The following is a 21,202-nucleotide window of genomic DNA, read 5'->3' as shown; positions in this document are numbered from 1 at the left end:
TATCGTTCGTCACGGCATGTGTATCTTGCGCTTCACCGCAGCAATTGCGAGCAGCCCGATCAGGGTCGATCCGAATATCCAGCCGGCAAGATACCATCCATCGATGTAATAGGGCACCGCGCTGGTGAACCATCCGTATCGCAACATCTCGAAGATGTGCGACATCGGAATAGCCGAAAAGAACGGCCTGAACTTTGCCGGCACCCATTGCAGCATCACGAAGACACCGGACAGCGGCAGCATGATGTACGCAATTGGATGGACTAGCCGACCCATCGCTCTGTTTTCATAGGTGAAAGCACAGACGACGAGCGACAGGCCGAACGCCAGGAAGAACATGCTCGCGACGCCCAGGCAGACGTAGAGCGGGCGCGCGGGAAGGCCCGCCAGCCCGGTTGCCATCGCCAGCCCCATCAGGATCATGAACGACAGGAGGCACCCCGCCGCCTCAAGCAGCGCGCGCGCGAGCAGGATGTCGAAGATCGTGACGGTCTTGTGGTACAAGAGCGGAAGATTGGCCTCCAGCGCGCCCTCGGCGCGGCCGAAGATGCTGCGGAACATGATGAAGATGCAGTAGCCGATCAGCGCGAACGGCACCGGCTTGATGTCGTTGCCCAGATGCCCGCCAGTCTGCTGGTGCAGCAGCGCGATCATCGTCGCCAGCATCATCGGCTCGAGAATGAGCCAGACATAGCCAATATTGTCGCGACCATAGCGCGTGTGCAGTTCGCGCATGATCAGCGCGCCGATCACGTTGCCCTGCACCTTGAGGCCCCGGCGCAGCGTGGCGCGGGGAGGACTATGCGTCGCCATCTATGCCGCCTCCGCCGGCATCGCCGGCCGTTTTGCCAGGATCGCGTCGTACATCGCCCCCAGCCGTGCCCGATACCGTTCCGTCGAGAAGCGCCCAGCCTGCACGGTTCCCGCCGCCACGAGCCGACGCGCCAGCGCATCGTCGGTATCGAGCGCCTGGATCGCGGCGGTCAGCGCGCCGACGTCATACGGATCCACCATCAGCGCAGCCTCCCCCGCGACCTCCGGCAACGACCCGCGATCCGACGTGATGACCGGCGTCCCGAGCTGCATCGCCTCGAGCACGGGAAGCCCGAACCCCTCGTACAGCGACGGAAAGACCACCCCCTTGGCGTTCGCGATCAGGCGCAGCAACAGCCCGCGCGGAACATAGCGCAGCTGGAGGACCTGGTTTGCGACACGCGTGCCAAAGGCGGTGCGCGCGCCGGCCATCCCGCTCGTGAGCAGCCGCAGGTCCTCGTCCGCCTGCCACGCGCGCGCGCCGACCAGAACCAGCGGCGTATCGACCTGGCTGCCGAGATACGCCTCGATCAGCCGGCCGACATTCTTCTTCGGCTCGATCGCGCCATAATAGAGGAAATAGCCCTTCGGCTTGAGCCCAAACACCGCCGTAATGTCGCCCAGGCGATCGTCGCGCGGCTGCGTGGTCGAGACGGATTGATAGGTGTTGGTGATCCGGTCCCCGGCGATCCCGAATTGCGCGATCACGTCGCCCCGGCTCGACTCCGATACGGTGCAGACATGGTCGGCATCGCGCACGATCGCCTGGATCATCCGGTAATAGAGCCGCTTCCGATCGAGCGTCGCATAGGGAAGCTTGAGCGGGACGAGATCGTGCAGCGTATAGACGTTGCGCGTGCCGAGCATCCGGATCGGCACGGGATAGGTCCAGTGCATAATGTCGGGGGGATTGGCGACGCGGATCGTCAGGAACCGTCCGGTCCGCACGAAATAGCGATCGGCGCGTTCGAACAGCCGGGCCGAACTCATGATCCGGTCGAACTGCGGCAATCGCCGTTCGAGCATGTCCTGCACGATCAGCCCACGCGTCGGCACATCGAACACCTTCGCGCGGCGATACCGGGCGAACCACTGCCGCACCGCGCGCACCGCCGGCAGCCCCGGATCATCCGGGATACCGCGCCCCATCGCCTCGTAGAACAGGATCTCGCGCAAGTCGGGATTCGCCCCGACGGGGATTCCGAACACCCCGTCGAGCCGCGCCCCGAGCCCGGTGATCGCATCGCCGAGCGCACGGCCATAGGTCGCGACCCCCGTGCCGTGCGGCATGGCGAGGTTGAACCCGTCGATCGCGATCCGCACGTCAGCGTCCACGCGCGGTCTCCAGTCCCTGCCATCGGCCATCGGCGATCCGCGCGTCGACCAGCCGGTCGTACAGCGTCGTCAGCCGCGCGCCGAACGCGGCCGGCGCGAAGGCCTTTGCGCGTTCCAGCCCGCGCCCGGCCAGCGTGGCCCGCAAGCCGGCGTCGTCGACGATCCGCCGGAGCGCATCGGCGATCGCCTGCGCATCGGTCGGATCGACCAGCAGCGCTGCACCGCCCGCAATCTCCGCCAGCGCGCCGCGATCGGAAGTGAGCACGGGCGTTCCCAGCGCCATGGCCTCGGCGACCGGCACCCCGAACCCCTCCTCGAGCGACAGCAACACGAGCGCGCGCGCGTTGCGGATCAGGTCGATCAACACCGGCCTGTCCTGATAGGGCAGCACGACGACACCCGCGCGTTCCAGCGCGCCGCGCAACGCACCGCCATCGGCGCCGTCGGGGCCCGCGACCACCAGCGGCACGCCGCATCCGCTCGTCGCCCACGCGTCGGCGAGCCGGGCTAGGTTCTTGCGCGGCTCGATCACCCCGCAAAAGAACAGATAGCCTTGCGGATGCAGGCCCAACGGCAAGACGCGATCGGGGTGGGGTTCGGCCAGCGCCGCCAGCCCGCCGCCGCAATCGTCGACCAGCGCCGGCGGAATCGCGAGCGCGTCGAGGATCGTCCGGCGCGCCCAGGCGGAGACCGTGACGATCCGATCGGTCCGCGCGGCGATCGCGATGAGGCACGCCCGCAACCGATCCGCATCGACCGGCGACAGATCGGGGCGCCGCAACGGGATCACGTCGTGGACGGTATGGACGTTGATCCATCCCTCGACGATCGCGGGGATGGGATAGGTCCAGTGCATCACGCCGACCGGGTGCGGCGGGGTCAGCCGCAACAGCGTGCCGTGCCGACCGAAATGGACATGCGCGAGCCGGAACACGTCGCGCCGCCACAATGAGAACGTCTCATGGGAGGGCGTTTCGCGCCGCGTCCTAAGTCCTGCCGGCACATGCGCACTATCGCTTCGAGCCGCACGCGCGTGCAATCGGCGCGGCCGCGACGACCATGCCGAGAGCCACCGCGACGCCGCCTCGCGCTTCGTGCCCGGCATGCCGAACCGACCGACCGAATCATCGGCCAGCGCCAGCGTGGTACGACCCGCGGCATCGAGCGCGGCGAGCACCGCGCGGCGATAGCTGGCGACCCCCGTCCCCCCGCTTCGTGACAATCGCGCGTCGACGGCAATCTTCACTTTCTTATCCACAGTGCAGTCGAGTACAGCGTGAGACGTCATCCCCTTCATGCGGAGCATTCGGCACGATGATTGCCTTCGAGAACGTCTACAAGAAATATCACGGGCGCGGTTTCGAGAATGCCGTGCTCAACGATGTGAACATGGTGATCAAGCGCGGCGACAGCATCGGTGTTTGTGGCGCAAACGGCGTCGGCAAATCGACTTTGATGCGCATGATTTCGGGCGTCGAGCGACCGACGTCTGGCAGCATCAAGCGCACTATGACTACGTCCTGGCCGATCGGCTATGCCAGCGCGTTTCAACCTGGTCTTACCGGTGCCGACAACGCACGCTTTATTGCCCGTATCTATGGGCGTGATCCACAACAACTGCTCGACTATGTTCAGGATTTTGCGCAACTCGGATCCTATATTTACGAACCTGTCAATACCTACTCGGCAGGAATGTCGGCACGTCTCGCATTCGGTGTCTCGCTCGCCATAGACTTTGATTGCTATATCGTCGACGAAATTACCGGTGCCGGAGACGAACGCTTCAGAATCAAGTCAGAAGAAGCACTTAAGGCCCGACGCGACCGTGGTACGTTAGTGATGGTGTCCCATGATACCCATGCTCTATTCCGATATTGCGACCGTGGTGCGGTTGTATTCGGTGGAGTTGTAACACTTTACGATACGATTCAAGAGGCGGCCGATGTGCATCACAGGTTACAAAGCTTTCCGCCGCAACGGCGTTGATTCGATTGTTTTCATCGCAGGGCTGATTTAACGGCGCATTGGGGAAAGTGGCTAGATACATTTTCCATTCGGCTGCTTTATTGGAAGAGTCATCGATGACAGCGTTTAAAAATTACAATTCGCGTCACCGAACTGCAAACCATTGGGCCAGGCTGGTTCTGGTCTCTGCTGGCCTCGGGGTGACCGGCGGGTGCGCGACCTTGCCCGCCGCCGGCCCGACCGCCGCGCAGATCCGCCGCGCGGAGACCAAGGACAACGGGACCGGATTCCAGATCGTCGACATCGACGCGGCGAGCACCGCGCGTCTCGCCGTCCACGCCGCCGCCGCCGCGCCGCTCGCGACGCTGGACGAAGTCGGCCGGACCGACACGCTGGGCCCGGGCGACACGCTGTCGATCGGCATCTTCGAAGTCGGCGTGACGCTGTTCACGCGCGGCAATGGCGCGACCGCGCAGAGCAGCTTCACCCCATCGGCATCGGGCACGGATCTCACCGTTCGCGTGGATGCCGCCGGCACCGTGCAATTGCCCTATGTCGGCCGCGTCGCGGTCGCCGGAAAGACACCGGGCGAGGTCGAACGGACGATCGAACATGGCATGATCGGCCTGTCGCAACGCCCCCAGGTCGTCGTGGCGGTCAAGGCGAACGCGTTCAACGTGTTCTATGTCTCCGGCGACATCCGCACCCCCGGCCGGTTCGAACTGGGCCTGCCGCGCGAACGGCTGCTCGATGCGATCGCGCGCGCGGGGGGAACGACCAACCAGCCCAACGACATGATCGTGCGGGTCACGCGCAGCGGACGCTCGGCGGAGACGCGGCTGAGCGACATCGACGCGTCGGGCGACCAGAACATCGCGCTGCTGCCGGGCGACCGGATCGAATTGTTCAACCGTCCCCGCACGTTCCTAGTGTTCGGCGCGACCGAGAAGGTATCGCAGGTCCCGTTCGGCGCCAGTTCGCTGTCGCTGGCCGAGGCGATGGCGCGGATCGGCGGTCCCAGCGAGCGCACCGCGGATCCCGCCGCGGTCTACCTGTTCCGCTACGACACGTCGCTCGGCACCGAGCCAAAGCCGGTGATCTACCGCCTGAACATGGTCCGCGCCGACAGCTACTTCCTGTCGCAACGCGTCGAGATGCAGGACAAGGACGTCATCTACGTCTCCAGCGCCGCCGCCAATGCGCCCGCCAAGATGACGCAGATCATCGGCCAGCTCTTCTCGCCGCTGGCCGTCGCGCGCAGCCTCACGCGGTAAGCGCGAACGCCCGAGATTCGAGAGGGCGCGAGAACAGGACGGAACCGGCTAACGGAGCAGCCAATACCTATGACCGCAGGCTATATCGAGGCGCTGGAGTGCCTGGCGGATCGGACCGTCGTGCAGGGCTGGGCGACCGACGCCGCGCTGCGATCGGGCGCGCTGACGTTTTCGTTCGACGGTATCGCCCAGCGCATCGTCCAGATCGCCGAAACCGCGCCTCGCGACGATCTTGCCGCGATCGGTGCGCGCGCGTTTCGCGTCTGCCTGCCGGTACCGATACATCCCGGCACGCATGTGAGCGCGGCGATCACCGGGCGGCCGCTCGACATTGCCGCGGACGCGCTCCGGCCGATGCCGCCGCGCGGGCATATCGAGGTCGCGGGCAGCGACGATGTCGCAGGCTGGGTGGTCGCGGCGGGCCTGCCCGTCACGCTCCAGTTCGACGGCACCCGGATCGCGGCGATCGACGCGGCGATCGGCCGTCCCGATCTCGCGCAGATGGTGCCGGGCAGCGCACCGAATTACGGCTTCCGCGTCTCGTTGCAGGCATTGCGGACGCACGCGACGGTGTCGTCCGATCCGCCCCTCGAACCGGACGTGATCCTGCTGCGCGCCGGCACGCACGTCCTCGCCCGGTCGACGATCGTCCGCACGCCATTGGTGCGCGGCAAGCTCGAACGCGTGACGCCGGCCGAGGCTCGTGGCTGGGCGGCCGACGCGAACCGGCCCGACGGGAGCCTCGGCGTCGAGATGCGGATCGACGGCATCCGCTATGCGACCGGGGTCGCAGACCGGTACCGCGCCGATCTCGTCGCCAAGGGAATCGTCGCATCGGGGGGCGGTTTTCGTTTCGAGATGCCCTCGATCAGCATGACAGGCGGCTCGACCGCGCATGTCTCGGTCCATGCGCAGGGCGACGACGCCGCGATCCGCGGCGCGACCGACATCGCGGTGCCCGAGCGACGGTGGCTGCTGACGTCGGTGATCCTCGACATCCTGCCCGACCTCGACGAGCGCGGGGTGACGATCATCGTCCCGGTCTACAACGCACCGGTCGATACCGCCGCGTGTATCGATGCGCTCTGCCGCGCCACCGACATGCCCTGCCGGCTGATCCTGATCGACGATTGCAGCACCGACCCCGCGATCGCCGGCATCCTTGCTGCGGCAGCCGCGCTCCGCAATGTCGAGGTTCACCGCAACCCGCGGAATCTGGGGTTCACGCGCACCGTCAACCGCGCGATCGGGCTCGCCGGTCGCGACGACGTGGTCCTGCTCAATTCGGATACCCAGGTGACGACGGGGTGGCTGCAGGGCCTGCGCCTCGCCGCCTATAGCGGTCGGTCGGTGGCGACCGCGACCGCGGTGTCGGACAACGCGGGGGCCTTCTCGGTGCCCGATTCGGGCATGGCCAACCCGGTCCCCGCGGGTCTGTCGTTCGACGACATGGCGCGGCTGGTCCGGCAATCGGCGATGACGTTGCGCCCGGAGGTGCCGACCGGACACGGGTTCTGCATGTATATCCGCCGCGATGCGCTCGACCGGATCGGGCCGCTCGACGCCGCCGCGTTTCCGCGCGGTTATGGCGAGGAGAACGACTTTTCGATGCGCGCCGACCATGCCGGGCTGCGCAACGTCATCGACGACCGCACCTTCATCCATCACGAGGGGTCGGCGAGTTTCGGCGGCGAGAAGGCGGCGCTGTACGCGGCGGGGCGGCGGGTCGTCGACGACCGCTATCCGGAATACAAGGCGCGGATCGGCGTGTTCACGCGCGGCCGCGACATGCTGGCGATGCGATGGCGGATCCGGCGCGCGCTCGCCGCGGTGACCGCGCCGCCGCGCCCGCGCATCCTGTACGTCATCGCGACGCAGTCGGGCGGCACGCCGCAGACCAATCAGGATCTGATGACCGCGCTCGCGGACCGGTTCGAACCCTGGCTGCTACGCTGCGATACCGCGCGGATCGAACTGTCGCGGCTGGACCGCGGCGCGCTCGTCCCGGTCGAGACCGCGGACCTCGCGCGCGGCCTCGATCCGCTCGTCCACCGCTCGAGCGAATATGACCTGATCGTCGCCGACATGCTCACCCGCCACGCGATCGAACTTGTCCACATTCGACACATGGCCTGGCACAGCACCACCCTCCCCCAAACGTGTCGCAGGTTGGGCATTGCGACGATCTTCTCGTTTCACGATTTTTATGCCTTGTGCCCGACGGTGAAGCTGCTCGATCAGGACATGGTGTTCTGCGGTGGCCGTTGCACGCCGGGGCCTGGCCGGTGTCGCCCCGAACTATGGCCCGCCGATGCGTTTCCGAACCTGAAACATCAGTTCATTCATCGCTGGCGCGCGATGATGACCGCCGCGCTGCATCACTGCGATGCCTTCGTCACGACAAGCCCGACCGCGCGGACGATCATCCTGGAGGGGTTGCCCGGTCTCACGGACCGGCCGTTCGACGTCATCCCGCATGGACGAAGCTTCGAAACCTTCGGGACGATGGTGGCACGCGACCCGGGCGCACCGCTGAGGATCCTCGTCCCCGGCAATTTGTCGGCGGCCAAAGGCTCCGTGCTGATCGAGGCCGTGGCGGCGATCGACGAGGGGCGCACCTTCGAGTTTCACGTCCTTGGCGACTCGGGTCACATGACCGCACGGCCCGGGCTGATCCTGCACGGACGATACCAGCGCGATGCGTTTGCAGCGCGCGTCGCCGAGATCGCGCCGCATGTCGGCGCGATCTTCTCGATCTGGGCGGAGACCTATTGCCATACGCTCACCGAACTCTGGGCGGCGGGACTGCCGGTCATCGGCTTCGATATCGGCGCGGTGGGCGACCGGATCAGGGACTCGGGCGCCGGATGGCTGCATCATGTCAACATCCCCCCCGCCGACCTGGCGCAGTGGCTAACGCATTTGTCCGCTCTCCCCGAGGCCATAGAGGCCGCCGGGGCGGCGACTCTCCACTGGCAAGACACGGTCGGCCGTCACTACGACACCGCAGCGATGGCAGATCATTACTGTGGGGTATACGCGCAGGTGCGAGAGACCCGCCGTGCGTTCAGCCGCCCAATTCCCTGAGCGTACAAAGGCGTACAGGTCTAGGATCACGCCGAGTGACCGTGTCGCCTGCCGGTTCATATAGACGGCCATCCCGGACGCAGGTACGGGACGATGTTTCCCACAAGGAGCCGACGATCGCCGACCCTCTATTCGTGACTGACACGATGTATAGCCTGTTCCACCGTGATGGCATCCCAACGACGGACGACCTCTCGACCGCCATCGGCAGCGCAACGCGAGTCATCCTGCCCGGCAGCGCGCCGGTCGTCAGAAACGCTCCTCTCTTCTTCGCGATCGATCCGCGAGTCGCCGACGTGGAGCGCGAACACCAGGTCCGCGCAGGGCCGGTCGCGACGACTCGCCTGGCGCCCGCGTTCATGGCGGCGTTGCCGCATGGCACGATCCTGACCGAGGGTTTCCTGGTCGCCGATCAGGACGATCGCATCCTCAGCGACAGCTTCCGGGCGTTTGGATCGTTGGCGCGGCACGGGTTCCAGGAACATGCCGACCGGCTGTTCTCGATCGACCGGACCGCAAGCCCCGAGCTGCCCGGCACCCACCTGGTCGTCGGCATCCAGACGAACCTGAATTACTTCCACTGGTTGCTCGAAGCGATGCCGCGATTGTGGCTTGCCCAGCATGAAGGCCTGGCGGCGGACTCGACGGTCTGGCTGCCACCACTGCGTCCATGGATGGCCGACATGCTCACCGCGCTCGACCCGATCGAGCGGCGCGCCACGCAAGGGACGGGCATTACCCGGTGCGAGCGCCTGCTGATGCCGGCGCGCGGGCTCGGCAATATCCATACATTTTGCCCGCACGCGTTTGCGATGGCCGATCAGATCCGCGACCGGTACGCGCCCGAGACGCGGTCCGGACGCAGGCTGTTCGTCACGCGCGCCGATGCCGGGTCCCGCAAGCTGGTCAACGAGGACGAGATCATCGCGATCGCTGCGGACTATGGGTTCGAGACCGTCTCGCCCCAGCATCTCTCCTTCCGCGACCAGGTCGACCTGTTCGGCGGGGCGGACGCGATCGCCGGCCCGCTAGGCGCCGGGCTCGCCAACGCGGCGTTCCTGCGTCCGGGTAGTGCACTGATCGAGCTCGCCCCCGAAGGACGCGAGGGCGATGCCACGCTGTTCGCCAATCTCGCGCATCATCGCCAGCTCGACTATCTGGCGGCGGTCGGCCCGACCGTCCCGACCGACACACGGGCGGTGGATCGGCGGGACTTTTGGGTTGATACAGAGATCGTGCGCAAATTGTTTGCGACGCTCGGGTGAGAAAAGCGTGTCAGGCGGGGACCATAGCGGCGAGGATGTCGTCGACGGTCCCGACCGCGAACGCGCTGTATTCGTCGCCGATCGCGTAGGGCAGCAACACCCGGCGGCCGTCGAGCAGCCCGCCGCAGCTATAGGTGACGTTGGGCACGTAGCCGCCGCGCTGCTCCGCGGACGGGAAGAGCAGCGGCGACGGCGTCCGCGCGAGCACCTTAGACGGATCCGCCTTGTCGAGCAGGCACGCGCCGATGCAATAGCCGCGGACCATGCCGACGCCGTGCGTGAAGACCAGCCAGCCCTCGTCGATCTCCAGCGGCGACCCGCAATTGCCGAGCTGGACATATTCCCAGGGATATTTCGGCGCCATGATCGGCGTGCCGCTGTCCCAGGTGTAGAGATCGTCCGAGCGCAGCAGCCAGATATTCTCGCTGTCCTGCCGCCCGAGCATCACGAACTGTCCGTCGATCCGCCGCGGGAACAGCGCCATGCCCTTGTAGCCGGTCATCGACCCGGCCAGCGGCCGCATCTCGAACGTGCGCATGTCGATCCCGCGCAGCATCTCCTGTCGCGCGGTCCGGCCGTCGAACGCGGTATAGGTGCCGATGACGCTCTGCACGCCGTCGTGATCGGTGAAGGTGACGAGCCGGAGATCCTCGACCCCCTGACGCTGGCTGGGCAGCACGGGGAAGATCACCGTCTCGGACACGTCGCGGCTGTCCTCGCACCGCAGCCTGACCCAGTCCGCCTCGGTCCGGTCGATCTGCGGCGGCACGCCGTTCGCGCTCGGCGGATCGAGCACCAGCCGGTCGCCCGGCCCCCATTCGCCGGTGCGGAACGTCACCGACGAGATATGCCCCTCGCCGATCCCGCGCAGCGACAGCAGGAAGCGCACCGCCCCCGGTTCGCTCGGCTGCCCCTCGAGCGCGTCGTCGGGCAACCGGACCATGCTCGGGTTGAACAACGCCGCCGATTCGAACGCATATTCCTGGCTGAAATAGGCGCCGATCAGGAACTGCTCGTCCTCGTCGAACTCGCCCGCCCCGATCTCGTCGCGGACCTCGGCAAAGCGCCGCAGGAAGACCTGATCGGCATTGCGGTGGCGTTCGCGCATCGGCGCGGTCAGCAGCGCGCGCATTCGTGTCCTGAGCGCGGGATCGGTGGCGCGGACCCGGTCGACCACGGCCTGCGCGCGCGACGGCCGGCCATCGTCGAACGCCTCGGGATAGGCGAAGCTGAACGGGCGGATAACGGTGCGCGACGGATCGGGCTTGAGCTCGAGGTCGAGCTTGGTGAAGACATCGGCTGCGGCCATGAAGTCGATCCCGCGCGGATCGGACCAGCCTCGCGGCGCGCTGTCCGTATCGGCCGGGCCCGTATCGTCTGCGTCCGTATCGGCCGGGAGGGAGTGCGCAGCGTCAGGTGTCGTCATGATCGGCCCTTCGAACGGAGATGATGGAGGAGCGCTGCACGCGCCGATTCGATCCCTGCGCGGCGCTCGAATCCCGCTGCTGGCGATGATGCCCCGGGCGGCGGCGGCGTTTTCGCGGATGCCTTGACGGCCGCGACGTTGTAGCAGCGCGCGATGGCCAAGCGTAAAGTCTACCTCATCGCGGTGCTGCCCGATGGCTATGTCAAGACGATCGGCCCCACCGCGCTCGACCTGACGCATTACTGGCGGATCGTCGCGGTGCTCGCCAACGGCAAGACCGAGGTCTTCTGGGGCCACAGCAAGTCGCTCGCCGAGGCGAAGCGGACCAAGAATCTCGCGGTCGAGGCGGCGGCGACGCGCGGGTGGAAGAGCCATGCGGTCGATATCGTCGAACTGGTCCGCAGCGATACGGCCGACGCGGGGTAGCGCGGGTTTGGGCGGGGGGCGGTGGAAACTGGCCGGTGTTGCATGCCCTCCCCCTCCGTCGCCTTCGGCGCCACCTCCCCCTGGCGGGGGAGGATTTGCCGGCGATCGATTATGGCGCGGTGCAGCATAAGGCGGTAGGCGCGCAGGCATGACGCAATCGCCTACCCCCTTCGCCCTTGGTCGTCGCGAGTTCGTCGCGTTCATCGCCGCGATCATGGCGGTCAACGCGCTCGGGGTCGACCTGATGCTGCCTGCGTTGCCCGCGATCGGCGCCGAGCTCCATGCCGCCACCGCCAATTCGCGGCAGTGGATCGTCACCGCCTATGTGTTCGGGTTCGGGATCGGGCAGCTGGCCTATGGTCCGCTCGCCGATCGCTATGGCCGGCGTCCGATCCTGCTCGTCACGCTGGTCGGCTTTGTCGGCGCAAGCATCTTCGCGGCGAGTTCGGCGACCTTCACCGCGCTGATCTGCGCGCGGATCCTGCAAGGGCTGATGTCGGCATCGACTCGCGTGCTGGCCGTCGCGATCGTCCGCGACCGGTATTCGGGGCGGCAGATGGCCAAGACGGTGTCGCTGGCGCAGATGATCTTCTTCCTCGTGCCGATCCTCGCGCCGAGCATCGGCCAAGTGCTGCTGGGGATCGGGCCGTGGCGGTTCATCTTCTACGCGCTGGCCGGGTTTGCCGCGTTCGTGCTCGCCTGGTCGGCGCTGCGCCTGCCCGAGACGCTGGCGATCGAGCGCCGCGTGGCAATATCGCTGACGTCGCTGCGCGCCGCGTACCGGCTGACGCTGACCAACCGCTATTCGATCGGCTATGCGATCGCCGCATCGCTGACGTTCGGCGGGATCATCGCGTTCGTGTCGTCGGCGCAGCAGATCTTCGTCGACGAGTTCGGCGCGGGCGACCGGTTCACGATCCTGTTCGCGATCTGCGCGTTCGCGATGGCCGTCGCCTCGTTTGCCAACAGCCGGCTGGTCGAACGGCTCGGCACGCGGCTGATCTCGCAGGCGGGCGTGTTCGTCCTCATCCTGGTGTCACTGATCCACCTCGCGGTCATCGCCGCGGGCGTCGAGACGCTGTGGAGCTATATCGCGCTGCAGGCGCTCAGCATGACGTGCATCGGCCTGTGCGGATCGAATTTCGGCGCGATGGCGATGGAGCCGGTCGGGCATATCGCGGGGACCGCGTCGTCGGTGCAGGGCTTCATCACCAGCGTCGGCGCAGTGGTGGTCGGATCGCTGATCGGACAGGCCTATGACGGGTCCACCTTCCCGCTCGCGATCGGCTATCTCGGCATCGGGCTGGGGGCGCTGGCGCTCGTCTACCTGGTCGAGGGCGGTTTCTGGTTCGAGCGAAAGGCCGTGCCGCGCTGAGCCGTGGTGTAAAAAGATCACACTCGATCAACAGGATCACTGCGTCGGGAACCGTTACGTGGGCGTGACGGTTTGCGTCGTCACCACAACTACAGGATACCGATCATGAAGAAACTGACCGTAGCGCTGATGATGGCCGCGCTGACCGTTCCGCTCGCTGCATGCGGCGGCAAGGGCGACGACAAGCTGGGCAGCCAGGTCGAGGGCGCCGCGGACAACCGCGCCGACGCACTGGAAGCCACCGCCGACAACCTGGAAGACCAGGCCAAGGCCGTGCGCGAGAGCGGCGACCAGCAGGCCGACGCGATCGACGATGCCGACGTGAACGCGCAGGCGATGCCAGCCGGCGAGAAGGCGGCACTGGTCAACGGCAGTGAGAAGCTGCGTTGATGATCCTCCCCCCGGGTGAACCCCGGGGGGATTTCTCTCTAGCGATGCGAAACGGCGACACCGGGCTAGTCGACCGGATCGACCAAACGGGTTGCGCGACATGACTTACAGGGGCCGTATCGAGACCGGGGGATTCCTCGTCTTCCTGACGATCATCACCATCGCCTTCGGCGCGGTGGTATCGTCCTTCGCCGCGGCATTGCTGTGGAGCGCGCTCGCCGCGATCCTGTTCCAGCCGCTCTACCAGCGGCTGCTGGCGCGCCATCCCGGCAAGCGCAACCTCGCCGCGTCGCTGGCGATGCTGATCATCTTCATCGCGGTCGTCGTGCCGACTCTGGTGATCGCGAGCATGATGATCGACCAGGCGACCTCCGTGTACAGCAGCATGCAGGGCGGGCAGATCAATTTCTCCGCCTATTTCAAGCAAATCCATGACGCCCTCCCCGACCGGCTGCAAATGCTGGTCGACAAGTCGGGGATCGACAGTTTCGAGCGGCTTCAGACCCGCGTCTCCGACGCGCTGGGCAACAGCGTCCGGACGATCGCGGGCCAGGCGCTGTCGATCGGGCGCAATGCGTTCGCGTTCCTGCTGGCGTTCGGCATCGCGCTGTACGTGACGTTCTTCCTGTTGCGCGACGGCGACCGGATCGGGCCGGCGCTGTGCCGCTCGCTGCCGCTCGAGCCGTCGGTGACGCAGCGGCTGGTCGACAAGTTCGTCGCGGTCGTGCGCGCGACGATCAAGGGTTCGGTGATCGTCGGGCTCGTCCAGGGCGGGCTCGGCGCGATCACCTTCTGGCTGGTCGGGGTGCCCGCAGCGTTGCTGTGGGGCTTGCTGATGGCGCTGACGTCGCTGCTGCCCGCGCTGGGGCCGGCGATCGTCTGGGTGCCCGTCGCGGTCTATCTGCTGGCGACGGGTGCGATCTGGCAGGGTATCGCGGTGGTCGTGTCGGGCGTCGTCGTGATCGGGCTTGCGGACAATATCCTCCGCCCGATCCTGGTCGGTCGCGATACGGGGATCCCCGATTTCGTCGTGCTGGTGACGACGCTGGGCGGGATCGAGATGTTCGGGCTGAGCGGGATCGTCGTCGGGCCGGTAGTCGCGGCGCTGTTCCTCGCCGGGTGGCAGATCCTGACCGAGCAGCGGCTGGGGCGGACGGAGAACGACGCGGAGGCTTGAGCGCGGTCGGGGTGGCCGTTGCCGGAGCGCGGCGCCCCTTCCGTCAGGCTGACGGCTGCCACCTCCCCCTGCCAGGGGGAGGTTTTTTTTGGCGTCGCGTCCGCGGGGGGCCAAAAAAAACCACCCCGTGCTGAGCACGGAGTGGCCTAGGTTCAGGGAGGAGGTACGCTAGAAGCGTACCGTACGGCGTCGCGAAAGGGGGGGACACGATGCCGTACAGGATCTAAATGGGTGAGACCCGATTTGGTTCAACCCTTGTTGCACCGCACGCCGATTTTTTTTCGGGCACTGTCGGGCGCGGGCTCCGGTCGCGGTTTCAGCGGCGATCCAGCACCGGTGCGATCCGGGTCAGGACGGGGTCGCGCAGCAGCAGGTGATGCCGCAGCGCGGCGGCGACGTGCAGCACGACCAGCGCGAGCATCACCCAGCCGAGCAGCTCGTGCGCCTCGTGACCGAAATGCCCGGTCGCCTTCGACACGGGCAGGTTGGGAACGGCGAACAGGCCGAACCAGTCGGTGCCGCCCGGCTTGCCGCCCGACACCATCAGCCAGCCGGTGACCGGCAGCGCGAGCATCAGGACGTAGAGCAGCGTGTGCGAGCCATGCGCGAGGACCCGCTCCCACATCGGCGTGCGCAGCGGCAGCGGCGGCGGGCGATGCGCCAGCCGCCATGCGATCCGCGCGACCGTCAGCGCGAGGATCGCCAGGCCGAGCGCCTTGTGCGCGCCCATCCAGCTGCGCAGCGCGGGAATCGAGTCGTGCAGCAACCCGACCGCGAGGTTGAGTATGATCAGCAGCGCGATCGTCCAGTGAAACCAGATCGCTACGCTCGAGTAGCGATCCGGACGATCCTGCGCTGCCATGCCTATTCCTTTGCTAACGGTCCTGGAGACGCGCGATCAGACGTTGAACGGCGCGGGGGCAGGCATCTGCTGCTGCGGCGCCTGGCCGAGCTGGACCTGTCGCGCGAAGATGTCACGCATCAGCGACAGCGAGAACAGGTGCGCGTAGAGCAGCGGGAGCATGCCCGACTTGCTCATCTTGCGCAGCGCATCGCCGCGCAGGTCGACCAGCTTCTCTTCGTTGATCATCTGGAACCCGCGATAGACGAAGGGCTGCTCGGCGCCGTCGGGCTGGATCGTGACTTCGCCGTCCATCAGCAGCTCGAGCTCGCGCAGCTCGTTCATGAAGTTCTGCGTGCGCGCGCCGGCCTGTTCGAACGATTCGTTGAAGCCGAGGATGTTCTTGGTCAGCTCGGTCGGCTGGCCGTTCTCGAACAGCGCATCGCCGTCCTCGAACTCACCCAGCGTCGGCGAGGTGGGATCGAAGCAGAGCGAAAGTTCCTGCGCGTCGGGGTGCAGGCGGGCGAGCATGTACGGGTAGCGACGGACATAGGCGGGCACGTAGAAGGTGCTCTCGGTCAGCTTGCCGTCGTCGCCGACGAACACGTTGACGCCCTCGTTCAGGCCCATCAGCGCGAGCGGGATCGCGTCGTCGCCGGTCGAGAAGACGATCGGCATGTGGCGCTGGACGAGCGGAAACTCGTCGACGGTGATCGGGATCGCGTGCTGGCCGACCAGGAACGGCGCGCTGTCCTGCGGGCGGACCTTGTAGTTGGCGTGCGTATCGCTCGAGAGCGGCTCGAGGCCATTGTAGAAAAGCGGAAGCTGCGCGGTGCTGGCCATGTTACTCTCCGGATCGGTCGTTCAAACGCCGGTGGCTGGTGCCACCGATTGGGGCGAGGCTCTATGGTGCGCCGGGCGGGCGTGCAAGTGTGACGAGCTTGCCCGGGTTGAGGATCCCGAGCGGATCGAGCGCGGCCTTGATCGCGCGGAGCGCCGTCATCCGCGCGGGCGACGACAGCCGCTCGAGTTCGTCGCGCTTCATCTGGCCGATGCCGTGCTCGGCGGAGATCGACCCGCCCGCTTCGGTCACCAGATCGCCGACGAAGCGGGTGACGACCGGCGCATCCTCGGCATACCAGCGCGCGGGGTCGGTGCCGGGCGCGGCGCGGACGTGGAAATGGACGTTGCCGTCGCCGAGATGGCCGAACCCGCTCGCATGCGTGCCGGGAAAGCGCGCATCGCACGCCGCCGCCGCCTCGATCATGAAGTCCGGCATCGTCTCGACGGGGATCGAGATGTCGTGCTGCGTCGCGGGGCCCAGCGCGCGCTCGGCGGCGGACAGCGAATCGCGCAGCAGCCAGAACGCCGCGGACTGGGCTTCGCTCGCCGCGATCGTCGCGTCCGCGAGCGCGCCATCGGCGAGCGCGTCGCCGAGCAGTCGTTCGAGCAACGCGGACGGGGATTCGCCCGCGGTGGTCGGCGAGGTCGCCTCGATCAGAAGATGCCAGGGGTGCCGGCCGGAGAGCGGCGCGCGGGCGTCGGGGAGGTGCGCGATCGCTGCGTCGAGCGATTCGGCGGGGAGGATCTCGAAGCTTTCGATCGCGTCGGTCCGCGCCTGCATCCTGCGCAGGAGCCGCAGCGCCGCCTGCGGGGAGTCGATGCCGACCCAGGCGGTGCCGCGCGCGGCGATCGCGGGCGCGAGCCGCAGCGTGGCGGCGGTCACGATCGCCAGCGTCCCCTCCGCGCCGATGAACAGCTGATCGAGGTCATAGCCGCGATTGTCCTTCTTCAGCGCGGACAGGCCGTCATGGATGCTGCCATCGGCCAGCACCGCCTCGACGCCCGCGACCAGCCCGCGCATCGTGCCGAACTTGAGCACCTGGGTGCCGCCCGCATTGGTCGAGACGAGCCCGCCGATCGTCGCCGTCCCGCGCGCGCCGAGCGTCAGCGGGAAGCGCCAGCCTTGCGCTTGCGCCGCGCCGTCGAGGTCGGCGAGGATCACGCCCGCCTCGGCGATCGCGAGCCCCGCGTCGGCATCAAGGCGGCGGATGCGGTTCATCCGGCGCAGCGACAGGATCAGCGCGTGGCCATCCGCGGGTGCGGTCGCGCCGCCAACCATCGAGGTGTTGCCGCCCTGCGCGACGAGCGGCACGCGGTGCGCGGCGGCCGCCTTGACGATCAGCGCGACCTCGGCGGTCGAGCTGGGGGCGAGCATCGCGGGCGCCGCGCCGTGGAACCGGCCGCGCCAGTCGTGCAACCAGGGATCGATGTCCGCGGGGTCGGTGACGATCGCCTTGGCGTCGAGCAGCGGCGCAAGTGCGGACAGCATCGCGGCTTGCGAAGATGTCAGGGTTGCTGTCTGATTTTCGGGCACGGTCGATGTGCTAGACAAAATTCATCGCGCGTTCAACGATTGGCCCTAACGGTTACGTCAGCATGATCCATCCCGCGATTCCCGCCACCCTGCTCGCGCTCGCGGGCCCCTTCGCTGCGGCGATGCGCGATGCCCCGCAGCCAGGAGTCGCGCTCGACCGGCTGCAGATCGCGCAGGTATCGATCCACGAACGCATCATCATCCGCGTGCCCCGGATGAGCCGGATGCCCGCGCGCAGCTATGCACCGCCGCGCGAATGGAAGGAGCATAAGGGCCCCAAATGCATCGCGGTCGCCGCGATCGCGGGCGCGATGCTCAACAAGGATGGCGCGGTCGATCTGGTGATGGACGATACGACGCGCCTGCGCGCGCGGCTCGACGGCGACTGCAAGCCGCTCGATTATTATTCGGGCTTCTACCTGCGGCCGGGGCCCGACGGGCAGATCTGCAAGGGGCGCGACGCCATCCGGATGCGATCGGGCGCGCGTTGCGAGATCGATGCGTTCAAGAGCTTGCGGCCGAAGAAGTAGCGGCAGGCAGTGTTGGAGAAGGATGGCGTGCGGCATCTGCGGCAGTACGGGCGCCTGCACTTTGCATCTTCTTCCCGTCATCCTGACGAAAGTCAGGATCCAGGGTAACCAACGCTGACGCACGTGGCTCTGGATCCTGACTTTCGTCAGGATGACGGAACTGGCAGGGGGCTGCATCAGGATGACGGGGGCTGGACTGGGCACGATCAGGACTGGCCGCGCTACGGGAATGCGCCGCTGCATCCACTTCCACGTCAATCTACCGACGTTTCCTTGACATTTGTCGACAAATCGGCGAGCGCCGGAACGCTTGAGGGCAGTGCATTTCACCCTCCATTTACCGGACATTTGCATGAGTTTTGCCGATCTCGGCCTCTCCGACGAACTGCTGAAGGCAGTCACCGACTCCGGCTATACCGAGCCGACCCCGATCCAGGCCGGTGCGATCCCGTCCGTGCTGATGATGCGCGACATCATCGGCATCGCCCAGACGGGCACCGGCAAGACGGCGTCGTTCGTGCTGCCGATGATCGACATCCTGGCGCATGGCCGCAGCCGCGCGCGGATGCCGCGTTCGCTCATTCTCGAGCCGACGCGCGAACTCGCCGCGCAGGTGGCGGAGAATTTCGAGAAATACGGCGTCAATTCGCACCTCTCGATGGCGCTGCTGATCGGTGGCGTGTCGATGGGCGACCAGCTCGCCGCGCTGGAAAAGGGCGTCGACGTCCTGATCGCGACGCCGGGCCGGCTGATGGACCTGTTCGGACGCGGCAAGATCATGCTCAACGGCTGTTCGCTGCTGGTGATCGACGAGGCGGACCGGATGCTCGACATGGGCTTCATCCCCGACATCGAGGAAATCTGCACCAAGCTGCCCAAGCAGCGCCAGACGCTGCTGTTCTCGGCGACGATGCCGCCGCCGATCAAGAAGCTGGCGGACAAGTTCCTGACCAATCCCAAGACGATCGAGGTGTCGCGCCCGGCGTCGACCAACCTCAACATCAAGCAGTATCTGGTGCCGGTGCCGAGCCAGACCGCCAAGCGCGAGACGCTGCGCCGCATCCTCGCGCAGGACGAGGTGACCAACGCGATCATCTTCTGCAACCGCAAGACGACGGTGCGCGACCTGAACAAGGTGCTGAAGCAGGCGGGCTACAAGTCGGGCGAGATCCATGGCGACATGGAACAGCCGCAGCGGCTCGCCGAGCTCGAGCTGTTCAAGACGGGCGCGGTGACGATCCTGGTCGCGTCGGACGTCGCGGCGCGCGGGCTCGACATCAAGGGCGTGTCGACGGTGTTCAACTATGACGCGCCGTGGCACCCGGACGATTACGTCCACCGGATCGGTCGCACCGGCCGCGCGGGCGCGAGCGGCACCGCGTACACGTTCGTCGCGCCCGACGATTCCGAGAACATCCAGAATATCGAGAAGCTGACCGGCCAGACGATCGAGCGGCTGAGCATGGGTGGCGAGCCCAAGGCCGCTGCGCCCGCGCCCGTCGTCGAGGACGACGTGCAGGCGCCGCGTCGCGAGCGGTCGCGGCACCGTCGTGCCCCGCGCGCGGATACGGTCGCGCCCGCGATCGTCGCCGAGGTGCTGGCCGCCGCCGCCGAGCCGGTTGCTGCCGAGCCCGTGCCGGAGGTGAAGCGCTCGCGGTGGCAGCGTACGCCGATCGACGAGCCGGTCGCGGCGATCGTGCCGGCGCGTGCCGTCGCGGCGGCGCCGGTTGCGGCTCCGGTGGAGCCGGTTCGGGTCGCGCCTGCCCCCGCTCCTGCCCCCGCGCCCGCTCCGGTTGCAACGCCGCGCTTCGTGACGGTGCCCGCCGAGCCGGTACGCCCCAAGGCCGCGCCGCAGGACTCGCCGCGTGCCGAGCCCGTCCGTGCGGCTCAGGGTGAAGCGAACCGGGGTGAAGCGAACCGGGGCCGTCGCGAGCCGGTCAACCCGGCGGCGGATGACGGCTGGAACGGGCCGTTCCCGAGCTTCCTCAATGCCGTCATCGGAGGATATGAATGATGTCGATCAAGCGCCTTGCCACGCTCGCGCTGCTCGCGACCGCCGTTGCAGCGCCTGCTGCGCCACGCGGCGCGGTCTCGGCACCGCGGATCAGCACGACCAGCTTCGACCGGCTGCCGACGCCGCTGCCGCTGCCCTATGACGAGAAGGCGAACGCCGACGCGCAGGTCGCCGCGGCGCGCGCGCGCGCGGTGAAGACACACAAGCGGTTGCTGATCGATCTCGGCGGCAACTGGTGCCTCGATTGCCGGCTGCTCGCGGGGACGATCGATCTTCCCGAGATGAAGCGGTTCGTCGACAGCAAGTTCGTCGTCGTCACGGTCGATATCGGCCGGTTCGACAAGAACGGGCAGATCGCGGCTCGCTATGGCATCAAGGGGCGGCTGAAGGGCGTTCCGGCCGTGCTGATCGTCGATCCCCGCAGCAACCGGCTGCTGAACGCGGGGCATGAGACGGAACTCGCGGATGCACGCTCGATGGGACCGCAGGCGCTGGCCGACTGGCTGGCGAAATGGGCGGCCTGATCGGGGTTTGCTGACGGGTGCGGGGCTGGCTTTGGGCCGGCTCTGTTCGTTTGTTTGATCGGGGTTGCCGGGCTGCTGCCTGGGTCGGGTGATGGTCGATGCGTTCGGCTTTGGTGCCCGACTTGCCGTCGTCCTGACGAAAGTCAGGATCCAGGATACCAACCGCAGCGCCCGTGGCTCTGGATCCTGACTTTCGTCAGGATGACGGGGTTGGCTGGGGTTGGCGTCGTGGCTGCCGATCCGCTGCTCGACCGAATGGATATGTTTACTTGAGCGGCGTTGCACTCGTGCTTTTCGCGTCGACTGATGATCGGGACACCCGGCGCGCGCCCCCACCTCCCGTCATCCTGACGAAAGTCAGGATCCAGGGTACCAACCGCAGC

Annotated in this window: 18 protein-coding genes; 11 read left to right on the top strand and 7 right to left on the bottom strand. The window is 67.1% G+C overall.

The features are described 5' to 3' along the window. Positions 1-9 precede the first annotated feature (9 nt). The 3 genes from C8J26_RS04025 to C8J26_RS04015 are packed head-to-tail and all read right to left on the bottom strand — an operon-like array spanning position 10 to position 3,394. Positions 10-813 (bottom strand): ABC transporter permease, encoded by an 804-nt coding sequence (locus tag C8J26_RS04025; protein ID WP_107956780.1) that lies wholly within the window; start codon positions 811-813, stop codon positions 10-12. Continuing rightward, positions 814-2,148 carry a glycosyltransferase family 4 protein gene (locus tag C8J26_RS04020; RefSeq protein WP_244185145.1) on the bottom strand — a complete coding sequence of 445 codons (1,335 nt, stop codon included), beginning with the start codon at positions 2,146-2,148 and terminating at the stop codon, positions 814-816. After that, on the bottom strand, positions 2,138-3,394 hold the full coding sequence (locus tag C8J26_RS04015; protein ID WP_244185144.1) for a glycosyltransferase family 4 protein: 1,257 nt from the start codon (positions 3,392-3,394) through the stop codon (positions 2,138-2,140). The genes C8J26_RS04020 and C8J26_RS04015 overlap by 11 nt, the downstream gene beginning before the upstream one ends. A 68-nt stretch (positions 3,395-3,462) precedes the next feature. Here C8J26_RS04015 and C8J26_RS04010 point away from each other — a divergent pair, with 68 nt between their 5' ends. The 4 genes from C8J26_RS04010 to C8J26_RS03995 all read left to right on the top strand — a co-directional run bounded on the left by C8J26_RS04010 (position 3,463) and on the right by C8J26_RS03995 (position 9,739). Next, a complete protein-coding gene (locus C8J26_RS04010) occupies positions 3,463-4,134 on the top strand; it encodes an ABC transporter ATP-binding protein (protein WP_056411886.1) in 672 nt (223 codons plus the stop codon). A 95-nt stretch (positions 4,135-4,229) separates the two neighbouring features. Then, the gene (locus C8J26_RS04005) at positions 4,230-5,387 is read left to right on the top strand and encodes a polysaccharide biosynthesis/export family protein (RefSeq protein ID WP_107956778.1); all 1,158 of its coding nucleotides are present in this window, start codon (positions 4,230-4,232) and stop codon (positions 5,385-5,387) included. A 69-nt stretch (positions 5,388-5,456) separates the two neighbouring features. After that, positions 5,457-8,474, top strand: coding sequence for a glycosyltransferase (locus tag C8J26_RS04000; protein WP_107956777.1), 3,018 nt, complete (start codon positions 5,457-5,459; stop codon positions 8,472-8,474). 134 nt (positions 8,475-8,608) lie between these two features. Beyond that, a complete protein-coding gene (locus tag C8J26_RS03995) occupies positions 8,609-9,739 on the top strand; it encodes a glycosyltransferase family 61 protein (RefSeq protein ID WP_167398765.1) in 1,131 nt (376 codons plus the stop codon). A gap of 10 nt (positions 9,740-9,749) precedes the next feature. On the opposite strand, the gene C8J26_RS03990 is transcribed toward C8J26_RS03995, so the two are convergent. Continuing rightward, a complete protein-coding gene (locus tag C8J26_RS03990) occupies positions 9,750-11,048 on the bottom strand; it encodes a glycoside hydrolase family 130 protein (protein WP_107957063.1) in 1,299 nt (432 codons plus the stop codon). A 270-nt stretch (positions 11,049-11,318) separates the two neighbouring features. Between C8J26_RS03990 and C8J26_RS03985 the strand changes: the two genes are divergently transcribed. The 4 genes from C8J26_RS03985 (at position 11,319) to C8J26_RS03970 (ending at position 14,533) form a co-directional block, all read left to right on the top strand. Then, the gene (locus C8J26_RS03985; protein ID WP_107956775.1) at positions 11,319-11,591 is read left to right on the top strand and encodes a hypothetical protein; all 273 of its coding nucleotides are present in this window, start codon (positions 11,319-11,321) and stop codon (positions 11,589-11,591) included. A 148-nt stretch (positions 11,592-11,739) separates the two neighbouring features. Beyond that, on the top strand, positions 11,740-12,966 hold the full coding sequence (locus C8J26_RS03980; protein WP_107956774.1) for a multidrug effflux MFS transporter: 1,227 nt from the start codon (positions 11,740-11,742) through the stop codon (positions 12,964-12,966). 105 nt (positions 12,967-13,071) lie between these two features. Beyond that, entirely contained in the window at positions 13,072-13,356 is a 285-nt protein-coding gene (locus C8J26_RS03975) for a hypothetical protein (RefSeq protein WP_107956773.1), read from the top strand. 100 nt (positions 13,357-13,456) lie between these two features. After that, entirely contained in the window at positions 13,457-14,533 is a 1,077-nt protein-coding gene (locus C8J26_RS03970; RefSeq protein WP_107956772.1) for an AI-2E family transporter, read from the top strand. A 316-nt stretch (positions 14,534-14,849) separates the two neighbouring features. On the opposite strand, the gene C8J26_RS03965 is transcribed toward C8J26_RS03970, so the two are convergent. The 3 genes from C8J26_RS03965 to C8J26_RS03955 all read right to left on the bottom strand — a co-directional run bounded on the left by C8J26_RS03965 (position 14,850) and on the right by C8J26_RS03955 (position 17,706). Continuing rightward, positions 14,850-15,395, bottom strand: a complete 546-nt coding sequence (locus C8J26_RS03965; RefSeq protein WP_107956771.1) for a cytochrome b — start codon at positions 15,393-15,395, stop codon at positions 14,850-14,852. Between the two features lie 36 nt (positions 15,396-15,431). Continuing rightward, positions 15,432-16,217 carry a SapC family protein gene (locus C8J26_RS03960; protein ID WP_056411911.1) on the bottom strand — a complete coding sequence of 262 codons (786 nt, stop codon included), beginning with the start codon at positions 16,215-16,217 and terminating at the stop codon, positions 15,432-15,434. Between the two features lie 61 nt (positions 16,218-16,278). After that, entirely contained in the window at positions 16,279-17,706 is a 1,428-nt protein-coding gene (locus C8J26_RS03955) for an FAD-binding oxidoreductase (protein ID WP_107956770.1), read from the bottom strand. A 107-nt stretch (positions 17,707-17,813) separates the two neighbouring features. Between C8J26_RS03955 and C8J26_RS03950 the strand changes: the two genes are divergently transcribed. The 3 genes from C8J26_RS03950 (at position 17,814) to C8J26_RS03935 (ending at position 20,819) form a co-directional block, all read left to right on the top strand. Further along, positions 17,814-18,281 (top strand): hypothetical protein, encoded by a 468-nt coding sequence (locus C8J26_RS03950; protein WP_056411919.1) that lies wholly within the window; start codon positions 17,814-17,816, stop codon positions 18,279-18,281. Between the two features lie 352 nt (positions 18,282-18,633). Next, positions 18,634-20,295: a DEAD/DEAH box helicase gene (locus C8J26_RS03940; protein ID WP_107956768.1), complete on the top strand. Its 1,662-nt coding sequence runs from the start codon at positions 18,634-18,636 to the stop codon at positions 20,293-20,295. Next, positions 20,292-20,819 (top strand): thioredoxin family protein, encoded by a 528-nt coding sequence (locus C8J26_RS03935; protein ID WP_425275391.1) that lies wholly within the window; start codon positions 20,292-20,294, stop codon positions 20,817-20,819. The genes C8J26_RS03940 and C8J26_RS03935 overlap by 4 nt, the downstream gene beginning before the upstream one ends. Positions 20,820-21,202: the final 383 nt, after the last annotated feature.

It is taken from the genome of Sphingomonas aurantiaca, from assembly GCF_003050705.1.
Lineage (GTDB): Bacteria > Pseudomonadota > Alphaproteobacteria > Sphingomonadales > Sphingomonadaceae > Sphingomonas > Sphingomonas aurantiaca.
The sequence above is the reverse complement of the archived record's forward strand: the minus strand, read 5'-3'. Positions and strand labels throughout refer to the sequence as shown.